This is a genomic window from Burkholderia sp. BCC1996, from assembly GCF_905339955.1.
In the GTDB taxonomy this organism is placed as follows: Bacteria; Pseudomonadota; Gammaproteobacteria; order Burkholderiales; family Burkholderiaceae; genus Burkholderia.
Genome location: NZ_CAJPHM010000003.1, coordinates 329,159 through 344,554, shown reverse-complemented (window position 1 = coordinate 344,554; position 15,396 = coordinate 329,159). Strand labels below are relative to the sequence as shown.

At 67.5% G+C, this 15,396-nt stretch carries 17 protein-coding genes; 5 read left to right on the top strand and 12 right to left on the bottom strand.

Translation table 11 applies throughout. From position 1 onward, the window contains the following. Window positions 1-87 precede the first annotated feature (87 nt). Genes slmA through argB form a run of 3 tightly spaced genes read right to left on the bottom strand, consistent with a single transcriptional unit; the run spans window position 88 to window position 2,404 of the window. Window positions 88-750, bottom strand: a complete 663-nt coding sequence (gene slmA / locus U4Z64_RS05825; protein ID WP_321819442.1) for a nucleoid occlusion factor SlmA — start codon at window positions 748-750, stop codon at window positions 88-90. Then, the gene (locus U4Z64_RS05820; protein WP_044847838.1) at window positions 717-1,508 is read right to left on the bottom strand and encodes an HAD-IA family hydrolase; all 792 of its coding nucleotides are present in this window, start codon (window positions 1,506-1,508) and stop codon (window positions 717-719) included. The genes slmA and U4Z64_RS05820 overlap by 34 nt, the downstream gene beginning before the upstream one ends. Further along, complete coding sequence (gene argB / locus U4Z64_RS05815; RefSeq protein ID WP_006490510.1) at window positions 1,505-2,404, bottom strand: acetylglutamate kinase; 900 nt, start codon at window positions 2,402-2,404, stop codon at window positions 1,505-1,507. Before argB ends, U4Z64_RS05820 begins: the two co-directional genes overlap by 4 nt. Window positions 2,405-2,758: 354 nt before the next feature. On the opposite strand from argB, the gene U4Z64_RS05810 reads away from it, so the two are divergent. From U4Z64_RS05810 to U4Z64_RS05800, 3 genes are all read left to right on the top strand, one after another. Then, a complete protein-coding gene (locus U4Z64_RS05810; RefSeq protein WP_044847839.1) occupies window positions 2,759-2,983 on the top strand; it encodes a cysteine-rich CWC family protein in 225 nt (74 codons plus the stop codon). Window positions 2,984-3,096: 113 nt separating this feature from the next. Continuing rightward, window positions 3,097-4,503: an ATP-binding protein gene (locus U4Z64_RS05805; RefSeq protein WP_044847840.1), complete on the top strand. Its 1,407-nt coding sequence runs from the start codon at window positions 3,097-3,099 to the stop codon at window positions 4,501-4,503. Window positions 4,504-4,516: 13 nt separating this feature from the next. Continuing rightward, window positions 4,517-5,059, top strand: coding sequence for a response regulator transcription factor (locus tag U4Z64_RS05800; protein ID WP_044847841.1), 543 nt, complete (start codon window positions 4,517-4,519; stop codon window positions 5,057-5,059). Between the two features lie 86 nt (window positions 5,060-5,145). Here U4Z64_RS05800 and hslU read toward each other — a convergent pair whose 3' ends face one another. The 8 genes from hslU to dapF form a co-directional block, all read right to left on the bottom strand. Continuing rightward, on the bottom strand, window positions 5,146-6,489 hold the full coding sequence (gene hslU / locus U4Z64_RS05795) for an ATP-dependent protease ATPase subunit HslU (RefSeq protein ID WP_044847842.1): 1,344 nt from the start codon (window positions 6,487-6,489) through the stop codon (window positions 5,146-5,148). Window positions 6,490-6,499: 10 nt separating this feature from the next. Then, window positions 6,500-7,036, bottom strand: a complete 537-nt coding sequence (gene hslV / locus U4Z64_RS05790) for an ATP-dependent protease subunit HslV (RefSeq protein ID WP_006760749.1) — start codon at window positions 7,034-7,036, stop codon at window positions 6,500-6,502. Between the two features lie 238 nt (window positions 7,037-7,274). After that, a complete protein-coding gene (gene dksA / locus U4Z64_RS05785; protein ID WP_006477498.1) occupies window positions 7,275-7,691 on the bottom strand; it encodes an RNA polymerase-binding protein DksA in 417 nt (138 codons plus the stop codon). A gap of 492 nt (window positions 7,692-8,183) precedes the next feature. Beyond that, the gene (locus tag U4Z64_RS05780) at window positions 8,184-9,257 is read right to left on the bottom strand and encodes a GTP-binding protein (protein ID WP_321810946.1); all 1,074 of its coding nucleotides are present in this window, start codon (window positions 9,255-9,257) and stop codon (window positions 8,184-8,186) included. 198 nt (window positions 9,258-9,455) lie between these two features. Continuing rightward, window positions 9,456-10,670, bottom strand: coding sequence for a class I SAM-dependent rRNA methyltransferase (locus U4Z64_RS05775; protein WP_321819441.1), 1,215 nt, complete (start codon window positions 10,668-10,670; stop codon window positions 9,456-9,458). A 76-nt stretch (window positions 10,671-10,746) separates the two neighbouring features. Further along, entirely contained in the window at window positions 10,747-11,667 is a 921-nt protein-coding gene (gene xerC / locus U4Z64_RS05770; RefSeq protein ID WP_044847845.1) for a tyrosine recombinase XerC, read from the bottom strand. 13 nt (window positions 11,668-11,680) lie between these two features. Continuing rightward, window positions 11,681-12,406, bottom strand: coding sequence for a DUF484 family protein (locus tag U4Z64_RS05765; RefSeq protein ID WP_124486687.1), 726 nt, complete (start codon window positions 12,404-12,406; stop codon window positions 11,681-11,683). Window positions 12,407-12,445: 39 nt separating this feature from the next. After that, entirely contained in the window at window positions 12,446-13,315 is an 870-nt protein-coding gene (dapF, locus tag U4Z64_RS05760) for a diaminopimelate epimerase (protein ID WP_124486686.1), read from the bottom strand. A 419-nt stretch (window positions 13,316-13,734) separates the two neighbouring features. Between dapF and U4Z64_RS05755 the strand changes: the two genes are divergently transcribed. Together U4Z64_RS05755 and U4Z64_RS05750 are read left to right on the top strand one after the other, a co-directional pair. Further along, a complete protein-coding gene (locus U4Z64_RS05755) occupies window positions 13,735-14,013 on the top strand; it encodes a type II toxin-antitoxin system RelE/ParE family toxin (protein ID WP_321819440.1) in 279 nt (92 codons plus the stop codon). A 14-nt stretch (window positions 14,014-14,027) separates the two neighbouring features. Beyond that, window positions 14,028-14,330 carry a HigA family addiction module antitoxin gene (locus tag U4Z64_RS05750; protein ID WP_044847849.1) on the top strand — a complete coding sequence of 101 codons (303 nt, stop codon included), beginning with the start codon at window positions 14,028-14,030 and terminating at the stop codon, window positions 14,328-14,330. Between the two features lie 20 nt (window positions 14,331-14,350). On the opposite strand, the gene lpxL is transcribed toward U4Z64_RS05750, so the two are convergent. Further along, window positions 14,351-15,235, bottom strand: coding sequence for a lauroyl acyltransferase LpxL (gene lpxL / locus U4Z64_RS05745; protein WP_044847850.1), 885 nt, complete (start codon window positions 15,233-15,235; stop codon window positions 14,351-14,353). Window positions 15,236-15,396 lie beyond the last annotated feature (161 nt).

Here is a 15,396-nt window from a genome sequence, read left to right as displayed (position 1 = left end):
ACAGGTTTCCTTCCACGCGGAGGCTGGCCGATATCGAGAAGCGCTGGCTCACTTGTCCGGTCGTGCCGAGTCGGATGGAAGCGCGCGTCAATGCAGAATCAGCCGCAAATGCGCATCGGCCTGTTCCCCGGGCGGCTTCTGGAACCCGCCTTTTGCAAAGCGATGCCACCGGCCGATCACATAGCTGACGAGCAGGCTTGCGCGCGCGGCGGGATCGTAATCGGCCGGCAGCACGAACGGCGCCGCGCCGTCGGGCGCCTGGGATTCGGTGCGCGCGACCCGCAGGCACTGCTTGACGGTCGCCTCGATTCGGTCGACGAGCTGGTTCACGCGCTCGGTGAGCCGCTCGTCCTCGCCGACCAGCGCCTCGCCGGTCAGCACGCGCGTCATGCCGGGGTTCTTCGCGGCGAAATTGAGCATCGTCAGCGCGATCGTGCGTGCCTGCAGCACGCCGTTCGGCTCCTTCGCGACGATCTGGTTGACGAGGCCGAACAGCGCCTGCTCGATGAACTCGATCAGCCCTTCGTACATCTTCGCCTTGCTGGAGAAGTGCCGGTACAGCGCGGCTTCCGACACGTCGAGCCGGGCCGCGAGCGAGGCCGTCGTGATTTTTTCGGGCTTCGGCGCCTCCAGCATCGCGGCGAGCGTCTGCAGGATCATCACGCGCCGCTCGCCCGGCTTCGGGCGCGGGCGGGACGGCGTGGCCTGGTCTTCCGTTACGGCTTGGTCCTGCGGGTAAGTCGGCTGCATTTTTGTCGCCCCGATCGTGTGCCCAGTCGCAGCGATTTTAACGAACGAATGCGCTGGTCGACATAATGCGGCCGGCCGATGTTCGGCAGATGACCCGGCAGGTGGCCCGTGATCCATACGGTGCCGATGCCGAGGCGCTTGTAGCGCTTCAGGTGGCTGCGGGTATCCTCGACGAGGATCGCGTCGGCGAGCCGCGCGTGCGCGGCGCGCAGCGTGCGGCGCAGCATCGTGTGATCGGGCTTTGCGCGCCACGCACGCCGGTCTCGCATGTGCTCGATCGCGATCACGCGCTCGAACAGCCGTTCGATGCGCAGCTCGCGCAGCACCGCGCGCGCGTAGTTCTCGGGCGCGTTGGTCAGCACGAACTTGCGGCCCGGCAGCGCGGCGATGATACGCGCGAGGCCGCGCTCGGCGCGCAGCATCGCGGGCAGGTCGGAAAACGTGTGCACGACCCGCAGGAAGTCGTTCGGATCGATCGGATGATGGCGCGCAAGGCCGAGGAGCGCGGCGCCGTAGCGCTGCGTGTAGCCGGTGCGCAGGCGATCGGCTTCGACGCGGCCGACGTGGAGCGTGTCGATGATGTATTGCGTCATCGCGCGGTTGATCTCCGGGAAGATCGCGTGCGATGCGTGATGAAGCGTGTTGTCGAGATCGAACAGCCAGACAGGCGAGCCGGCGCGCGGCCGGCTGCGGGAGATGCGCCGGCGTCGCAGCGACGCCGGCAGGTCGGGACCGGTGGTTTTGCGGCGCGCGCTCAATGCGAGCGGATCATCGTGCCGAACGGCTGCTCGGTCAGGATTTCCAGCAGCACCGAGTGCTCGATGCGGCCGTCGACGATGTGCACCGACTTCACGCCGCTCTTCGCCGCGTCGAGCGCCGACGAGATCTTCGGCAGCATGCCGCCCGAGATCGTGCCGTCCTCGAACAGCGCGTCGATCTCGCGCGCCGACAGGTCGGTCAGCAGGTTGCCGTCCTTGTCCATCACGCCAGGGATGTTGGTCATCATCAGCAGCTTCTCGGCGTTCAGCACCGTGGCGAGCTTGCCCGCGACCAGATCGGCGTTGATGTTGTACGAGAGGCCGTCCTCGCCGAAGCCGATCGGCGAGATCACCGGGATGAACGCGTCGTCCTGCAGCGCCTTCACGACCGCCGGGTTGATCGCCTCGACTTCGCCGACCTGGCCGATGTCGATGTACTGGCCCGGATTGTCGCGGTCCGGCATCAGCAGCTTGCGAGCATGGATCAGGCCGCCGTCCTTGCCCGTCAGGCCCACCGCATGGCCGCCGAAGTGGTTGATCAGCATCACGATGTCCTGCTGGACTTCGCCGCCCAGCACCCATTCGACGACTTCCATCGTTTCTTCGTCGGTGACGCGCATGCCCTGGATGAAGGTGCCGGCCTTGCCGATCTTCTTCAGCGCATGATCGATCTGCGGACCGCCGCCGTGGACGATCACCGGATTGATGCCGACCAGTTTCAGCAGGATCACGTCGCGCGCGAAACCCTGCTTGAGCCGCTCTTCCGTCATCGCGTTGCCGCCGTATTTGATCACCACGGTCTTGCCGTGGTAGCGGCGGATGTACGGCAGCGCCTCGGCGAGGATTTCTGCCTTCAGCGTGGGGGCGATCTGCGAGAGGTCGATGGGCTCGGACATGGCGGCGGCTCTGGCTGGGAACGGTTGAAACAGGGCGAATTGTACAGGAGTGGCGCAGCGCAGCATCGGGTTTTTGGGCTGGCCGGACGGCCGATCGCGCGGGCCCGGCGCCACGCGCGGCGGCCCGCCGGCCATGGCGCCGGACCCTGCGGCCGAACCCTGCGCCGGGCTCTGAGCCGGCTCTGAGCCGGCCCCCGCGGCGGGCTCCGCGCCAGCGGCGCGAGCCGGGCGACGCCCGCCGCGTGCGGCGGTGTCGGCGGCACGCATCGGCCGGACGGCAGACGTGCAAAATCCGTCCGCCGCGCTATGCTTGTCGCGTAGGGCGACGTGCATGCCCGCTTTCACGCTTGAGCCATGACCGATTCCGCCGCCGCCGCCCGTTCGACCCCGCGCCGAGCGCGTTGCCCGCACTGCGGGCGCGGCTTCGACTGCGGCGCCGGCACGCAGCCGTTCGAGTGCTGGTGTGCGTCGATGCCGGCCGTGCCCGGCGGCGCGCCGCCGGCAGCCGGTACGCGTTGCCGCTGTCCGGAGTGCCTCGCCGACGAGATCGCGCAACGCATGGCCGGTGCGGCCGGCTGACGGTTGCCGGCCCGTGCAACCCGATGCGACGCCGGCTCGCCCGGTGCTCCGTTCGTCCTCACCGATCCGGCCCCCGGTAGAGGCGCCGGGCGCTAAACGGGTAAACTGCTCGGATGCAACGAATCACCACCACCGGGCGCGTCAACCTCAGTCACCTGTTCTGGCTGCGCAATCTCGCGATCATCGGCCAGCTCGTGACGATCGGCGTCGTGCAGACCTATTTCGGCGTGCATCTGCCGCTGCCGGCGATGCTGATGGTCATCGCGCTCGAAATCGTTTTCAACGCGCTGACCTGGGTGCGCGTGCTGCGCGCGCGGCCCGAGACCAATTTCGAGCTGCTCGGCCAGCTGTGGGTCGACCTCGGCGCATTGTCGGCGCTGCTGTTCCTGTCGGGCGGCACGACCAACCCGTTCGTGTCGCTGTACCTGCCGTCGCTCGCGATCGCGGCGGCCGTGCTGCCGTGGCACCTGATGATCTGGCTCGCGGCGTTCGCGGTCGCGTGCTATGCGGCGCTCGGCTTCGATTCGGTGCCGCTCAACATGGATAACCCGGCGAACCTGTTCGACTACTACCGCACCGGGATGTGGGCGAACTTCATGGTCAGCGTCGGGCTGATCGCATGGTTCGTCGCGCGCATGTCGAACGCGCTGCGCCAGCGCGATGCGGCGCTCGGCGAGGCGCAGGCGCACCTGCTGCGCGACGAGCGGGCGGTCGCGCTCGGCGTGCAGGCGGCCACCGTCGCGCACGAGATGGGCACGCCGCTGTCGACGATCGCGATGCTCGCGGAGGAACTGCGCGACGCGGCACGCGCCGATCCGGGGCTCGCGCGTTACGAGGGCGACCTGAAGGTGCTGGAAGAACAGATGACGCTCTGCACGTCGGCGCTCGCGCGGCTGCGCAGTCGCGCGAGCGCGCCGGCGAGCCGCCAGCCGGTGGATGACTGGCTCGACACGTTCGTCGAGCACTGGCGCCTGCGGCATCCGCACGTGCAGTTCGAGCTGCTGGGTGCGCGCCCGTCAGGCGTCGCGCTCGACGACACGGTGGCGGCCGGCCAGATCCTGACGATCCTGCTCGACAATGCCGCGCGGGCGAGCCCGCACCGCGTGACGCTGGCCGCGAAGCTCGCGCACAACGACCGGGCGGGCGACCAGATCGAATTCGAAGTATGCGACGACGGCCCCGGCATTCCGGCCGCATTGCGCGAATCGCTCGGCGCGATGCCGGTCGACAGCACGCAGGGCGGGCACGGGGTCGGCCTGTATCTTGCGTTCAGCGCGGCTGCGCGCCTCGGCGGCGAGGTCGAGCTGTCCGATGTCACGCCGCGCGCGGCGGGCGGCAACGGGCGCGCGGGTGGCGGTGCGAACGGTCACGCCGCTGCTGCGTCGGGCCAGCGCGCGAGCGAACGAGCGGCAGCCGCGCCGGACAGCCGCCCGGCTGGCGTCACCGGCCGCGGCACCCGCGCGGTGCTGCGCCTGCCGGTGGCGCGCGTCACGGCGCCGGCCGCCTCAACCAACACGTAGACGGAGAAACCACATGAGCGAGAACAATTTCCTGGTGATCGACGACAACGAGGTGTTCGCGGGCACGCTCGCGCGCGGCCTCGAGCGCCGCGGCTACGCGGTCCAGCAGGCGCACGACAAGGAGGCGGCGCTGCGGCTCGCGGCCGGCGGCAAGTTCCAGTTCATCACCGTCGACCTGCATCTCGGCGACGATTCGGGGCTGAGCCTGATCGCGCCGCTGTGCGACCTGCAGCCCGACGCGCGGATTCTCGTGCTGACCGGCTACGCGAGCATCGCGACCGCCGTGCAGGCCGTGAAGGAAGGCGCCGACAACTATCTCGCGAAGCCGGCGAACATCGAGTCGATCCTGGCCGCGCTGCAGACCAACGCGAGCGAAGTGCAGGCCGACGAGGCGCTCGAGAATCCGGTCGTGCTGTCGGTCGACCGGCTCGAATGGGAGCACATCCAGCGCGTGCTCGCGGAGAACAACAACAACATTTCGGCAACCGCGCGCGCGCTGAACATGCACCGTCGCACGCTGCAGCGCAAGCTCGCGAAGAAGCCGGTGCGGCAGTAAGCGGCGCGGCGGCAGCGGCCGGCCGCCCCCAACGAAAACGGGCGGCCCCGAAGGAGCCGCCCGTTTCGCATTCGCCCCCGCGCGCGTTACAGCACGTAGCGCGACAGGTCTTCGTCCTGCGACACTTCGCCGAGCGCACGGTCGACATACTGCGCGTCGATCGTCACGCGCTCGCCGGCGTGGTTGCCGGCCGAGAACGACACTTCCTCGAGCAGCTTCTCGATCACCGTGTAGAGCCGGCGCGCACCGATGTTCTCGGTCTTCTCGTTGACCGCGTACGCGATCTCGGCCAGGCGGCGGATGCCGTCTTCGGCGAACTCGAGCTGCACGTCTTCAGTGGCGAGCAGCGCCTGGTACTGTTTGACGAGGCTGGCATCGGTCGCGACGAGGATTGCCTCGAAATCCTTCACCGACAGCGAGTCGAGCTCGACGCGGATCGGGAAGCGGCCCTGCAGTTCGGGAATCAGGTCGCTCGGCTTCGCGAGGTGGAATGCGCCGCTCGCGATGAACAGGATGTGATCGGTCTTCACCATCCCGTACTTCGTGTTGACCGTCGTGCCCTCGACGAGCGGCAGCAGGTCGCGCTGCACGCCCTGGCGCGACACTTCGCCGCCGCTGCCTTCGTTGTTGCGCGACGTGATCTTGTCGATCTCGTCGAGGAACACGATGCCGTTCTGCTCGACGTTCTGCACGGCCTTCGTCTTCACTTCCTCGTCGTTGAGCATCTTCGCCGCTTCCTCGTCGGTCAGCAGCTTCAGCGCCTCCTTGATCTTCACCTTGCGGCGCTGCTTCTTGCCGCTGCCGAGGTTCGAGAACATCGAGCGGATCTGCTCGGTCATCTCTTCCATTCCCGGCGGCGCCATGATGTCCATGCCGGCCGACGGCTGCTCGAGGTCGAGCTCGACTTCCTTGTCGTCGAGCTGGCCTTCGCGCAGGCGCTTGCGGAAGGTCTGGCGCGTCGCGTTGTTGTCGTCGTTCGCGTGGTCGGCATTGCCGCCGAAGCCCACCGCGCGCGGCTGCGGCAGCAGGATGTCGAGGATGCGATCTTCCGCCTGGTCGGTGGCCTTGCTGCGCACCTTGCGCATCTCGGATTCGCGCGTCTGCTTGACCGAGATCTCGATCAGGTCGCGCACGATGCTGTCGACGTCGCGGCCGACGTAGCCGACTTCGGTGAACTTGGTCGCTTCGATCTTGATGAACGGCGCGTCGGCGAGCTTCGCGAGGCGTCGTGCGATTTCGGTCTTGCCGACGCCCGTCGGCCCGATCATCAGGATGTTCTTCGGCGTGATTTCCTGGCGCAGCGGGTCGGCGACCTGCTGGCGGCGCCAGCGGTTGCGCAGCGCGACCGCGACGGCCTTCTTCGCCTTGGCCTGGCCGATGATGTGCTTGTCGAGTTCCGAGACGATCTCGGCAGGGGTCATGGTGCTCATGGGGCGGTCCTTACTCGATCGTTTCGATGATGCGGTTGTGGTTCGTGTAGATGCACATGTCGCCGGCGATCTCGAGCGACTTCTCGACGATCTCGCGCGGCGACAGCTCGGTGTTCTCCGCGAGCGCGCGGGCCGCGGCCTGCGCATAGGCGCCGCCCGAACCGATCGCGCAGATGCCGCCTTCCGGGTCGAGCACGTCGCCGTTGCCGGTGATCACGAGCGTGGTGGTCGCATCAGCGGTGATCAGCATCGCCTCGAGGCGGCGCAGCATCCGGTCGGTGCGCCAGTCCTTCGCGAGCTCGACGGCCGCGCGGGTCAGGTTGCCCTGGTGCTTCTCGAGCTTCGCCTCGAAGCGATCGAGCAGCGAGAACGCATCGGCGGTGCCGCCCGCGAATCCGACCAGTACCTGGTTGTTGTAGATCCGCCGCACTTTCCGCGCGCCACCCTTCATGACGATGTTGCCGAGGGTTACCTGGCCGTCGCCGCCGAGCGCGACCTTGTCGCCGCGCCGGACCGAAACGATGGTCGTGCCGTGAAATTGCTCCATCTGCGTTCCTTGAGAAAAACGGGGAAGAGTCGGGCGGCGCGACGCGCCGCCGCGTGAATCCGCAGTGCGCCGGGGAGCGGCCCGGCGCGCGTCCGTTTCATTTTAGGGCGGGCGCCGGGATATCAAGAGGGGGACGCAAATCGGCCGGCGGGCCGGGAACCGGTGCCGGAAAAACAAAAAGCGCGCGGCAGGCCGCGCGCTTTCGGGAAGCAGCGTGTCGGAGCGGAACGCCGCTCGATCAGTCGCCGAACAGCTTCTGGCGCAGCTCGCGGCGCTCTTGCGCCTCGAGCGACAGCGTGGCCGTCGGACGCGCGAGCAGGCGCGGGATGCCGATCGGTTCGCCGGTTTCCTCGCACCAGCCGTAGTCGCCGGAATCGATGCGGGCGAGCGACTGCTGAACCTTCTTGAGGAGCTTGCGCTCGCGATCGCGTGTGCGCAGCTCGAGCGCGTGCTCTTCCTCGATCGTCGCGCGGTCGGCGGGATCGGGGACGATCACCGTCTCGCGCAGGTTCTCGGTCGTCTGGCCTGCGTTCTTGAGGATGTCCGCCTGCAACTGTTCGAGCCGATTTTTGAAGAAGGCGAGCTGATCCTCATTCATGTAATCCTTGTCGCTCATCTTCAGGATTTCGGCTTCGGTCAAGAGTTTCTTCGTCATCTGCTTGCTTCTTCAATGTGCGGCAAATCAGGAGATAGTGCCTGCACTTTGGGATTACCCGCAACTGCCGCTTGCAATCATTTGCGATTTGCCGCCGCGGGGCCGAAAGCCTCTGGAAAACCGGTTCTCAAATACCAGGACAGGCCTGGCGCGGATTTGCGCGCGCGGCGAACCGGTACTGCGCGGCAGATCGCATCGGCCGCGGCCGGGTGGCGGATGGGCGATCCGGCGCGGTTGCGATGCCCGGGTATTGGTTCTGCAAGAACCGGGCCTGTTATTGCCGTACTCCAGCGGGCACGTATTGTAACTGAATCGCAAGCGGGCGCCGTATCGGGTCGATCCCCGTCGGCTGCGCCAATATCTAGAAAATATAACGCGCAAATCGCGAAAAAGCGATGACGGCGAAACCCTGCCCGGAAACGGCACCCCGCAAGCGCCGCGGCCGCCCGCGAAGGCGGCCGCACGGAAGGCCTGCGACGCCGGCCCGACCGCTCAGGCGAGGCAGGCGTCGAGGCCGTCGGTGATCAGGTCCTGCGGCAGGTCGACGCCGATGAACACCATCTTGTTGGTCTTCTTCTCGACCGGCAGCCACTTCGCGGCGAGGTCGCTGCCCATCATCTGGTGCACGCCCTGGAACACGACCTTGCGGTCGACGCCCTTCATGTACAGCACGCCCTTGTAGCGCAACATCCGTTCCCCATAGATCTGCAGGATGCCGCCGAGGAAATCCTCCAGCTTGTTCGGGTCGAACGGGCGATCGTTGCGGTACACGAACGACTTGATCTTGTCGTCGTGGTGCGCGTGATGGTGATGGCCGTGGGCGTGATCGTGCGCGCATTGACCGTGATCGTGGTCGCAATCCGCGTGATCGTGATCATGGTCGTGATCGTGGTGATGGTGCGCGTGGTCGTCCTCGGCGAGGAAGTCCGGGTCGATCTCGAGCTTCGCGTTCAGGTTGAAGCCGCGCAGGTCGAAGATTTCCTTGATGTCGGCTTCGCCAAAATTCACGACCTTGATCGTCGCCTTCGGGTTCATGTGCATCAGGCGGTGCTTGAGCGCCGCGACGGCCTGGTCGTCGACGAGGTCCGACTTCGTGATGAACAGGCGATCGGCGAAGCCGACCTGGCGCTGCACCACTTCGTGTTCGTCGAGCTGCGCGTTCGCATGCTTCGCGTCGACCAGCGTGATGACGGCGTCGAGCAGGAAATCGTCGGCGATCTCGCTGTCGATGAAGAAGGTCTGTGCGACGGGGCCCGGGTTCGCGAGGCCGGTCGTCTCGATCACGATGCGGTCGAAGTCGAGCTTGCCTTCGCGCTTCTTCGCGGCGAGATCGCCGAGCGCGCGGGCGAGGTCGCCGCGGATCGTGCAGCAGATGCAGCCGTTGCTCATCTGGATGATCTGCTCGTTCGTGTCCTGGACGAGGATCTCGTTGTCGATGTTCTCTTCGCCGAACTCGTTCTCGATCACGGCGATCTTCATGCCGTGCTGTTCGTTCAGGATGCGCTTGAGCAGCGTCGTCTTGCCGCTGCCGAGGAAGCCGGTGAGGATGGTGACGGGAGTGGCCATGTCGGTCGCCTGTGGTTCGTGAATCGGGGTCAAAACCAGGATGTGTGCGTCGCGCCGTCGACTCGCGAGCCGGGGCGCACAACCATCCATTGAAACATACCTGTCAAGCCCTCGCCCGTCGTCCGGACGATAGGCGGGAGCGCGGTTCCGCCAGCGCACGAACGGCCGGCGAACGGGTGTGCGTCTAGATCGGGGCGATCAGACGATTTGCAACAGCAGGCCCTTCAGATATTCGCCTTCCGGGAACGCGGCGAGCAGCGGGTGATCGACGCCCGCGCCGAGCCGCTTCAGGATCCGCGCGTCGACCTTCGCGTCGGCGGCCGCGCCCGCGACGATCTTCTGGAACAGGTCCATGTCGATCGCGCCCGAGCACGAGTACGTGAACAGCAGGCCGCCCGGACGCAGCAGCCTGAAGCCGCTCAGGTTGATGTCCTTGTAGGCGCGCGACGCGCGATCGACGCTGTCGCGGGTCGGCGCGAACTTCGGCGGATCGAGCACGATCAGGTCGAAGCGCTCGCCTTCGTCGACGAGGCGGCGCAGCGTCTTGAACGCGTCCGCGTCGAGCCAGGTCGCGCGGTCGGGATCGAAACCGTTCGCGACGACGTTCTGCTGCGCGAGCGCGAGCGCGTCGCCCGACGAATCGATCGACACGACGCGTTTCGCGCCGCCCTTGAGCGCCGCGAGCGAGAAGCCGCCCGTGTAGCAGAAGCAGTTCAGTACGTCGCGGCCGTCCGCGTATTGCGCGACGAGCGCGCGGTTGTCGCGCTGGTCGACGTAGAAGCCGGTCTTGTGGCCGTTCGGCACGTCGACGTGATAACGCACGCCGTTTTCGTTCGCGATCAGCGTCGCGGGCGGCGCGTCGCCGGCGAGCACGCCGGTCGTCTGCGCGAGCCCTTCCTTGTCGCGGATCGACACGTCCGAGCGTTCGTACACGTTCGGGCAGCCGGTCGCGCCGCTGAGCGCCGCGACGATCGCATCCTTCCATGCCTCGACGCCCGCGGCCATGAACTGGCACACGAGCTGGCCGCGCGGCGCGGCGCCCGACTCGGCCGTGTCCGCGACGTAGTAGTCGACGATCAGCCCCGGCAGCCCGTCGGCTTCGCCGAACACGAGCCGCACCGCGCCCGTGCCCGACACCATCGTCGTGCGGTGCGCGACCGCGCGCTGCACGCGGCGCTTGAAGAAGGCGTGATCGATCGGCTCGTTCTCGTCGAAGCTCCACACGCGCACGCGGATCTGCGACTGCGGGCTGTACGCGCCGCGCGCGAGGAAGCGGCCGTCGTGCGCGCGCACGACCACGGTCGCGCCGGGGGCGGGCGTGCCGTCGACGCGATCGATCGCATTGGCGTAGATCCACGGATGCCGGCGCAGCAGCGATTTTTCCTTGGACGGTCTGAGTGTGACGGTTTGCATGATCGGATCGATTGGGGCCGCGGACGGCGCCGGCCGTTGCCGGCCGCCGCGCGCGGCGGGTAGGGCGGAACGCGCGTCAGTCGCGCTTCTTCGCGCGCGGATGCGCGCTGTCGTAAATTTTCGCGAGATGCTGGAAGTCGAGCGACGTGTAGACCTGCGTCGCGGCGACGCTCGCGTGGCCCAGCAGCTCCTGCACCGCGCGCAGGTCGCCGCTCGACTGCAGCACGTGCGTCGCGAACGAATGGCGCAGCACGTGCGGATGGACGTTGGCGGGGATGCCCGCGGCCAGCGCCGCGCGCTTCACGCGGTCGCGCACGACGCCCGGCGCCATCCGGTTGCCGCGCACGGACACGAACAGCGGATGCGGATCGTGCTTCACGAATTCGCCGCGCACCGCGAGCCACGCGTTCAGCGCCTCGATCGCCTTGCGGCCGACCGGCACCTTGCGTTCCTTGTTGCCCTTGCCGCGCACGGTGACTTCAGCTTCGGCGAGGTCGAGCCAGCCGGCCGAGCGGTAGCCGTCGGCCTGCGTGTACATGACGTCGAGCCCGACCAGCTCCGCGAGGCGCAGCCCGGACGAATAGAACAGCTCGAGGATCGCGTGATCGCGGATGCCTTCGGTCGTGCCGGCGAGCGGCGTATCCATGAGTGCGACCGCATCGTCGACCGACAGCGCCTTGGGCAGCGATTTCTCGCGTTTGGGCGCGCGCACCCCGGCAACGGGATTCGCGGGCATCTCGATGCGCTGCGCGAGCCAGCGATAGAACGCACGCCATGCGGAAAGCCGGTGCGAGATCGAGCGAGCGGACAAGCCGCCCGCGTGCGCGCGCACGACCGCGCCGCGCATGTCGGCGGCCGTCAGCGCGTCGAGCGGGCGGCCGGCGGCGAGTTTCTTCAGTTCGTCGAGTTCGTGCGTGTACGCACGCAGCGTGTGTTCCGACAGCTGCCTGACGTGTTTCAGGTTCGACAGGTAGGCGGCGATCGGATCGTCGGTCATCGCGGGAGCGATCTCAATGCGGCAGCAGGCGCGTGAGCGCGGCGCTCGCGAGCGTCGCGATCTGCGCGAGGAAGTCGGTCGCCATCCCGTCGTGGAAGCGGCGCGGATCGGGCGAGCCGAGCACGAGCAGGCCGAACGCGGGCGCATCGGTGCCGCCGAGCGGCGCACGCAGCGCGAGCAGCGCGACCGACGTGGCCGCGCCGTCGCCGGCCGGCGCGGCTTCGGCGCCTTCCGCCGCGTTCGCGGCCGGCGCCGCGAGCGCGGGCGCGAGCCACTGGGCCGCTTCGAATCCGGTGTTCGCGCCGCAGTACGGCGTCGACAGCCCGTTCGTGAAGAGGCGCACTTCCTCGCCGACCTGGCGCGCGAAATCGGCCTGCGCGTAGGTGTCGGCGACGTCCCATACGCGCAGCGCGGTTTGTGGCACGTCGAACACGTCGGCGATGCCTTCGGCGATTGTGCGCGGCAGCGCGTACGGGTCGCGTTCCGCGATCACGCGCGCGGTCCAGCGGCTGAACTTCGCGGACAGGCTGTCGTTCTCGTGGCCGTAGCGCACGAGCTCGGCGAGCCGGCGCTCGAGATGCTTGTTCTTGTCGCGCAGCATCTCCATCTGCCGCTCCTGCAGCGAGATCGCGGCCTTGCCGTGCGGGTTCGCGAGACGGATCGTCGCGAGCAATTCCGCATGTTGCGCGAAGAATTCGGGATTGGCGAGCAGGTAGTCGGCGACTTCGCGATCGTTCATGTGGCTGGAGCGTTCTTCGGTTATCGGGACGTTGAAGGGTCAGACGTTCAGGTCGATCTCGCCTTCGAACACGGTCGTGGCGGGTCCGGACATCATCAGCGCGGCGGCTTCGTCGCGCGCGCCGCCCCAGCCGATCGTCAGCGTGCCGCCATGCGTGTGCACGGTCACCGGCGAATCGAGCAGGCCGCGCCGGATGCCGGCCGCCACCGCCGCGCACGCGCCGGTGCCGCATGCGAGCGTCTCGCCCGCGCCGCGTTCGTACACGCGCAGCTTCACCTCGCTGCGCGACACGATCTGCATGAAGCCGGCGTTCACGCGCTGCGGGAAGCGGGCGTGGCGCTCGATCAGCGGGCCTTCGTCGAGCACCGGATACGCTTCGACGTCGTCGACGACCTGCACCGCGTGCGGGTTGCCCATCGACACCGTCGAGATCCAGCGCGTGTGGCCGCCGACGTCGAGCGGCCACAGCGTGTCGTTGCCTTCCGTCCGGCCGTCGAGCCCCGCGGCGTCGAACGGCACCTCCGCCGGCGCAAACACGGGCGCGCCCATGTCGACGACGACTTCGCCGTTGTCCTGCATCGTCAACGTGATCAGGCCCTTCATCACCTGCACGCGCACGCTGCGCTTGTCGGTCAGGCCGCGGTCGCTGACGAACTTCACGAAGCAGCGCGCGCCGTTGCCGCAGTGTTCGACTTCGCCGCCGTCGCAATTGAAGATCCGGTACTTGAAATCCGCGCCGTCGACGGTCGGTTTCTCGACGAGCAGCAACTGGTCGGCGCCGATGCCGAAGTGTCGGTTGGCGAGCGCGCGCACCTGCGCCTCGGTGAGCGGCGGCAGCGCGCGCGAATAGCTGTCGAGCACGACGAAGTCGTTGCCCGCGCCGTGCATCTTGGTGAACGAGAGTTTCACTGGGTCCGGAATTCCATGGCGAACAGGGCGGCCGGCACGACGGACGCGGCGCGCCGTCATGCCGGGCGGCGTCGTTCGTCGTGCTGATCTCAACCGCAAATGATACATGCAGCCGACAGGGGCGTCCTGCGCGGGCGGGGCGCCGGCCGTCGTTCGGGGGGCGGAGCGCGGCGATGCCGGCCGATCGGCTGACTGGTCACGTGGGCACCGAGCCGGCAGATTGAGGTGGTGCGATGTGGCGAGCGTTGTCGGGACAGGTGAATCCGGCGGCATGCTGCCCGGCGTTGCCAGTGCACGGGATTTTGCCGCGTGCCTGTTTTCGTACCGGTCAAATTGACAAATCAATCAGGCGATTCGTATAGTCTGGCTATACGCCATGTGGGCCATGCCATCGAATCGCACTCGAGTGTGGGAGGCCCATGATCAAGTCATGGCAGCACAAGGGGCTGGAAGCGTTTTTCACGAACGGGAGCAAGGCTGGCATCCGGCCGGATCATGCGCCGAGGTTGCGGCGCCAGCTTGCCCGTCTCGACATGGCGAGCCAGCCGTTAGACATGAACGTACCCGGCTGGCGCCTGCATGGCCTCGCCGGCGGGCTGGAGGGTTACTGCTCGGTGAGCGTGAGCGTCAACTGGCGCCTGACGTTCAGATTCGAGGGCCCGGATGTCGTCCTGGTCAACTATCAAGACTATCACTGAGGTCATTCAACGCCATGACTCGCATCTTCAATCCGCCCCATCCGGGCGAGGCGCTGCGCGACGACGTCTTGCCGGCGCTCGGCCTGACCGTCACCGAAGCCGCCGCGCAGCTCGGCGTCACGCGCGCGGCGCTGTCGCGCATCCTGCACGGCCATGCCGGCATCTCGCCTGAAATGGCGCTGCGTCTCGAAGCGTGGCTGGGCGAGGAAAACGGCGGGAAGGCGGATCTGTGGCTGGCGCAGCAGTCGGCCTACGATCTCTGGCAGGCGCGCGCGAAAGGCGCGCCGAAGGTGGCGAGGGTGCAGGCGCGCATCTGACGACGCGCCCGCGGTTCGACTCAGTAGAGGCTCGGCTCGCCGGGCGGGCGCGTCTTGAAGCGCTTGTGCACCCAGTAATACTGCTCGGGCATCAGCGGAATCTGCTCTTCGAGGAATTCGTTCATCCGCCGCGCGTCGAGATCGTCGTCGCCGGTCGGGTAGTGATCCCACGGCTTGAACACCTTCAGCCGGTAACCCTGGTAGTTCGGCAGCACTTCGCCGATGAACGGCACGACCTGCGCGCGGCCCGTCTTCGCGAGCCGGCCGACGGCCGTCAGCGTGCACGCGGGCACGCCGAAGAAGGGTACGAACGTCGAATTGCGCAGCCCGTAGTCCATGTCGGCGCCGAGCATCACCGGCTTGCGGTCGCGCAGCCAGCGCAGCACGACGCGCGCGCTGTCCGCGCGGCCGACCATCTCGGCGTCGAAACGCCCGCGCGCCTTCTTCGCTTCTTCCTCGAGTATCGCATTCGAGAACGGCTGGTACAGCGATCCGCAACGGCGCTGCAGCGAACGATTCAGCCAGATCGAGCCGGCTTCGATGCCGACGAAATGCAGGCCCAGGAACAGCGTCGGGGGCAGATCGGGGTCCGTGAGATCGACCGCGCTGTCGACCTGGATCAGTTTCGCGAGCTTGCGCTCGGAGCCGAACCACTGGACGCTGCGCTCGACGTAGCTGCGGATCGCGTGGCGGAAATGCCGGCCCGCCACTTCCTCGCGCCGTTCGTCGCTCCAGTCGGGGAAGCAGAGTTTCAGATTGGTATGTACGATGCGCTTTCGCCGGCTGGGAATCTGGTACAGCAGCCAGCCGAGGCCGTCGCCGAACCGTGCGGTCAGACCGTACGGCAGCAGGGCGAGCAGCTTCAGCAAGCCGATGGCGAGGTGCGTGCCGAGGCGGCCTAGCATGCGGAATCTCCGTGGGGCCGGCTGGCCGGCGCGTTGCGAACAGGGGGGTAGGACAGCGGACGATGCAGCACGTGTGGCGCTCTGTGACAATTCACGAAAGCCGCTATAATACGGGCTTCGCCGAGTTAACTGACAACTTGCGGGGCGAAGCCGGCTGGCGC

What these genes read in the sequence shown, in the direction of transcription:
- slmA (WP_321819442.1), bottom strand. Translation starts at nt 750, where the DNA reads ATGCAGCCGACTTACCCGCAGGACCAAGCCGTAACGGAAGACCAGGCC.
- argB (WP_006490510.1), bottom strand. Translation starts at nt 2,404, where the DNA reads ATGTCCGAGCCCATCGACCTCTCGCAGATCGCCCCCACGCTGAAGGCA.
- U4Z64_RS05810 (WP_044847839.1), top strand. Translation starts at nt 2,759, where the DNA reads ATGACCGATTCCGCCGCCGCCGCCCGTTCGACCCCGCGCCGAGCGCGT.
- U4Z64_RS05805 (WP_044847840.1), top strand. Translation starts at nt 3,097, where the DNA reads ATGCAACGAATCACCACCACCGGGCGCGTCAACCTCAGTCACCTGTTC.
- U4Z64_RS05800 (WP_044847841.1), top strand. Translation starts at nt 4,517, where the DNA reads ATGAGCGAGAACAATTTCCTGGTGATCGACGACAACGAGGTGTTCGCG.
- hslU (WP_044847842.1), bottom strand. Translation starts at nt 6,489, where the DNA reads ATGAGCACCATGACCCCTGCCGAGATCGTCTCGGAACTCGACAAGCAC.
- hslV (WP_006760749.1), bottom strand. Translation starts at nt 7,036, where the DNA reads ATGGAGCAATTTCACGGCACGACCATCGTTTCGGTCCGGCGCGGCGAC.
- dksA (WP_006477498.1), bottom strand. Translation starts at nt 7,691, where the DNA reads ATGACGAAGAAACTCTTGACCGAAGCCGAAATCCTGAAGATGAGCGAC.
- U4Z64_RS05780 (WP_321810946.1), bottom strand. Translation starts at nt 9,257, where the DNA reads ATGGCCACTCCCGTCACCATCCTCACCGGCTTCCTCGGCAGCGGCAAG.
- U4Z64_RS05775 (WP_321819441.1), bottom strand. Translation starts at nt 10,670, where the DNA reads ATGCAAACCGTCACACTCAGACCGTCCAAGGAAAAATCGCTGCTGCGC.
- xerC (WP_044847845.1), bottom strand. Translation starts at nt 11,667, where the DNA reads ATGACCGACGATCCGATCGCCGCCTACCTGTCGAACCTGAAACACGTC.
- U4Z64_RS05765 (WP_124486687.1), bottom strand. Translation starts at nt 12,406, where the DNA reads ATGAACGATCGCGAAGTCGCCGACTACCTGCTCGCCAATCCCGAATTC.
- U4Z64_RS05755 (WP_321819440.1), top strand. Translation starts at nt 13,735, where the DNA reads ATGATCAAGTCATGGCAGCACAAGGGGCTGGAAGCGTTTTTCACGAAC.
- U4Z64_RS05750 (WP_044847849.1), top strand. Translation starts at nt 14,028, where the DNA reads ATGACTCGCATCTTCAATCCGCCCCATCCGGGCGAGGCGCTGCGCGAC.
- lpxL (WP_044847850.1), bottom strand. Translation starts at nt 15,235, where the DNA reads ATGCTAGGCCGCCTCGGCACGCACCTCGCCATCGGCTTGCTGAAGCTG.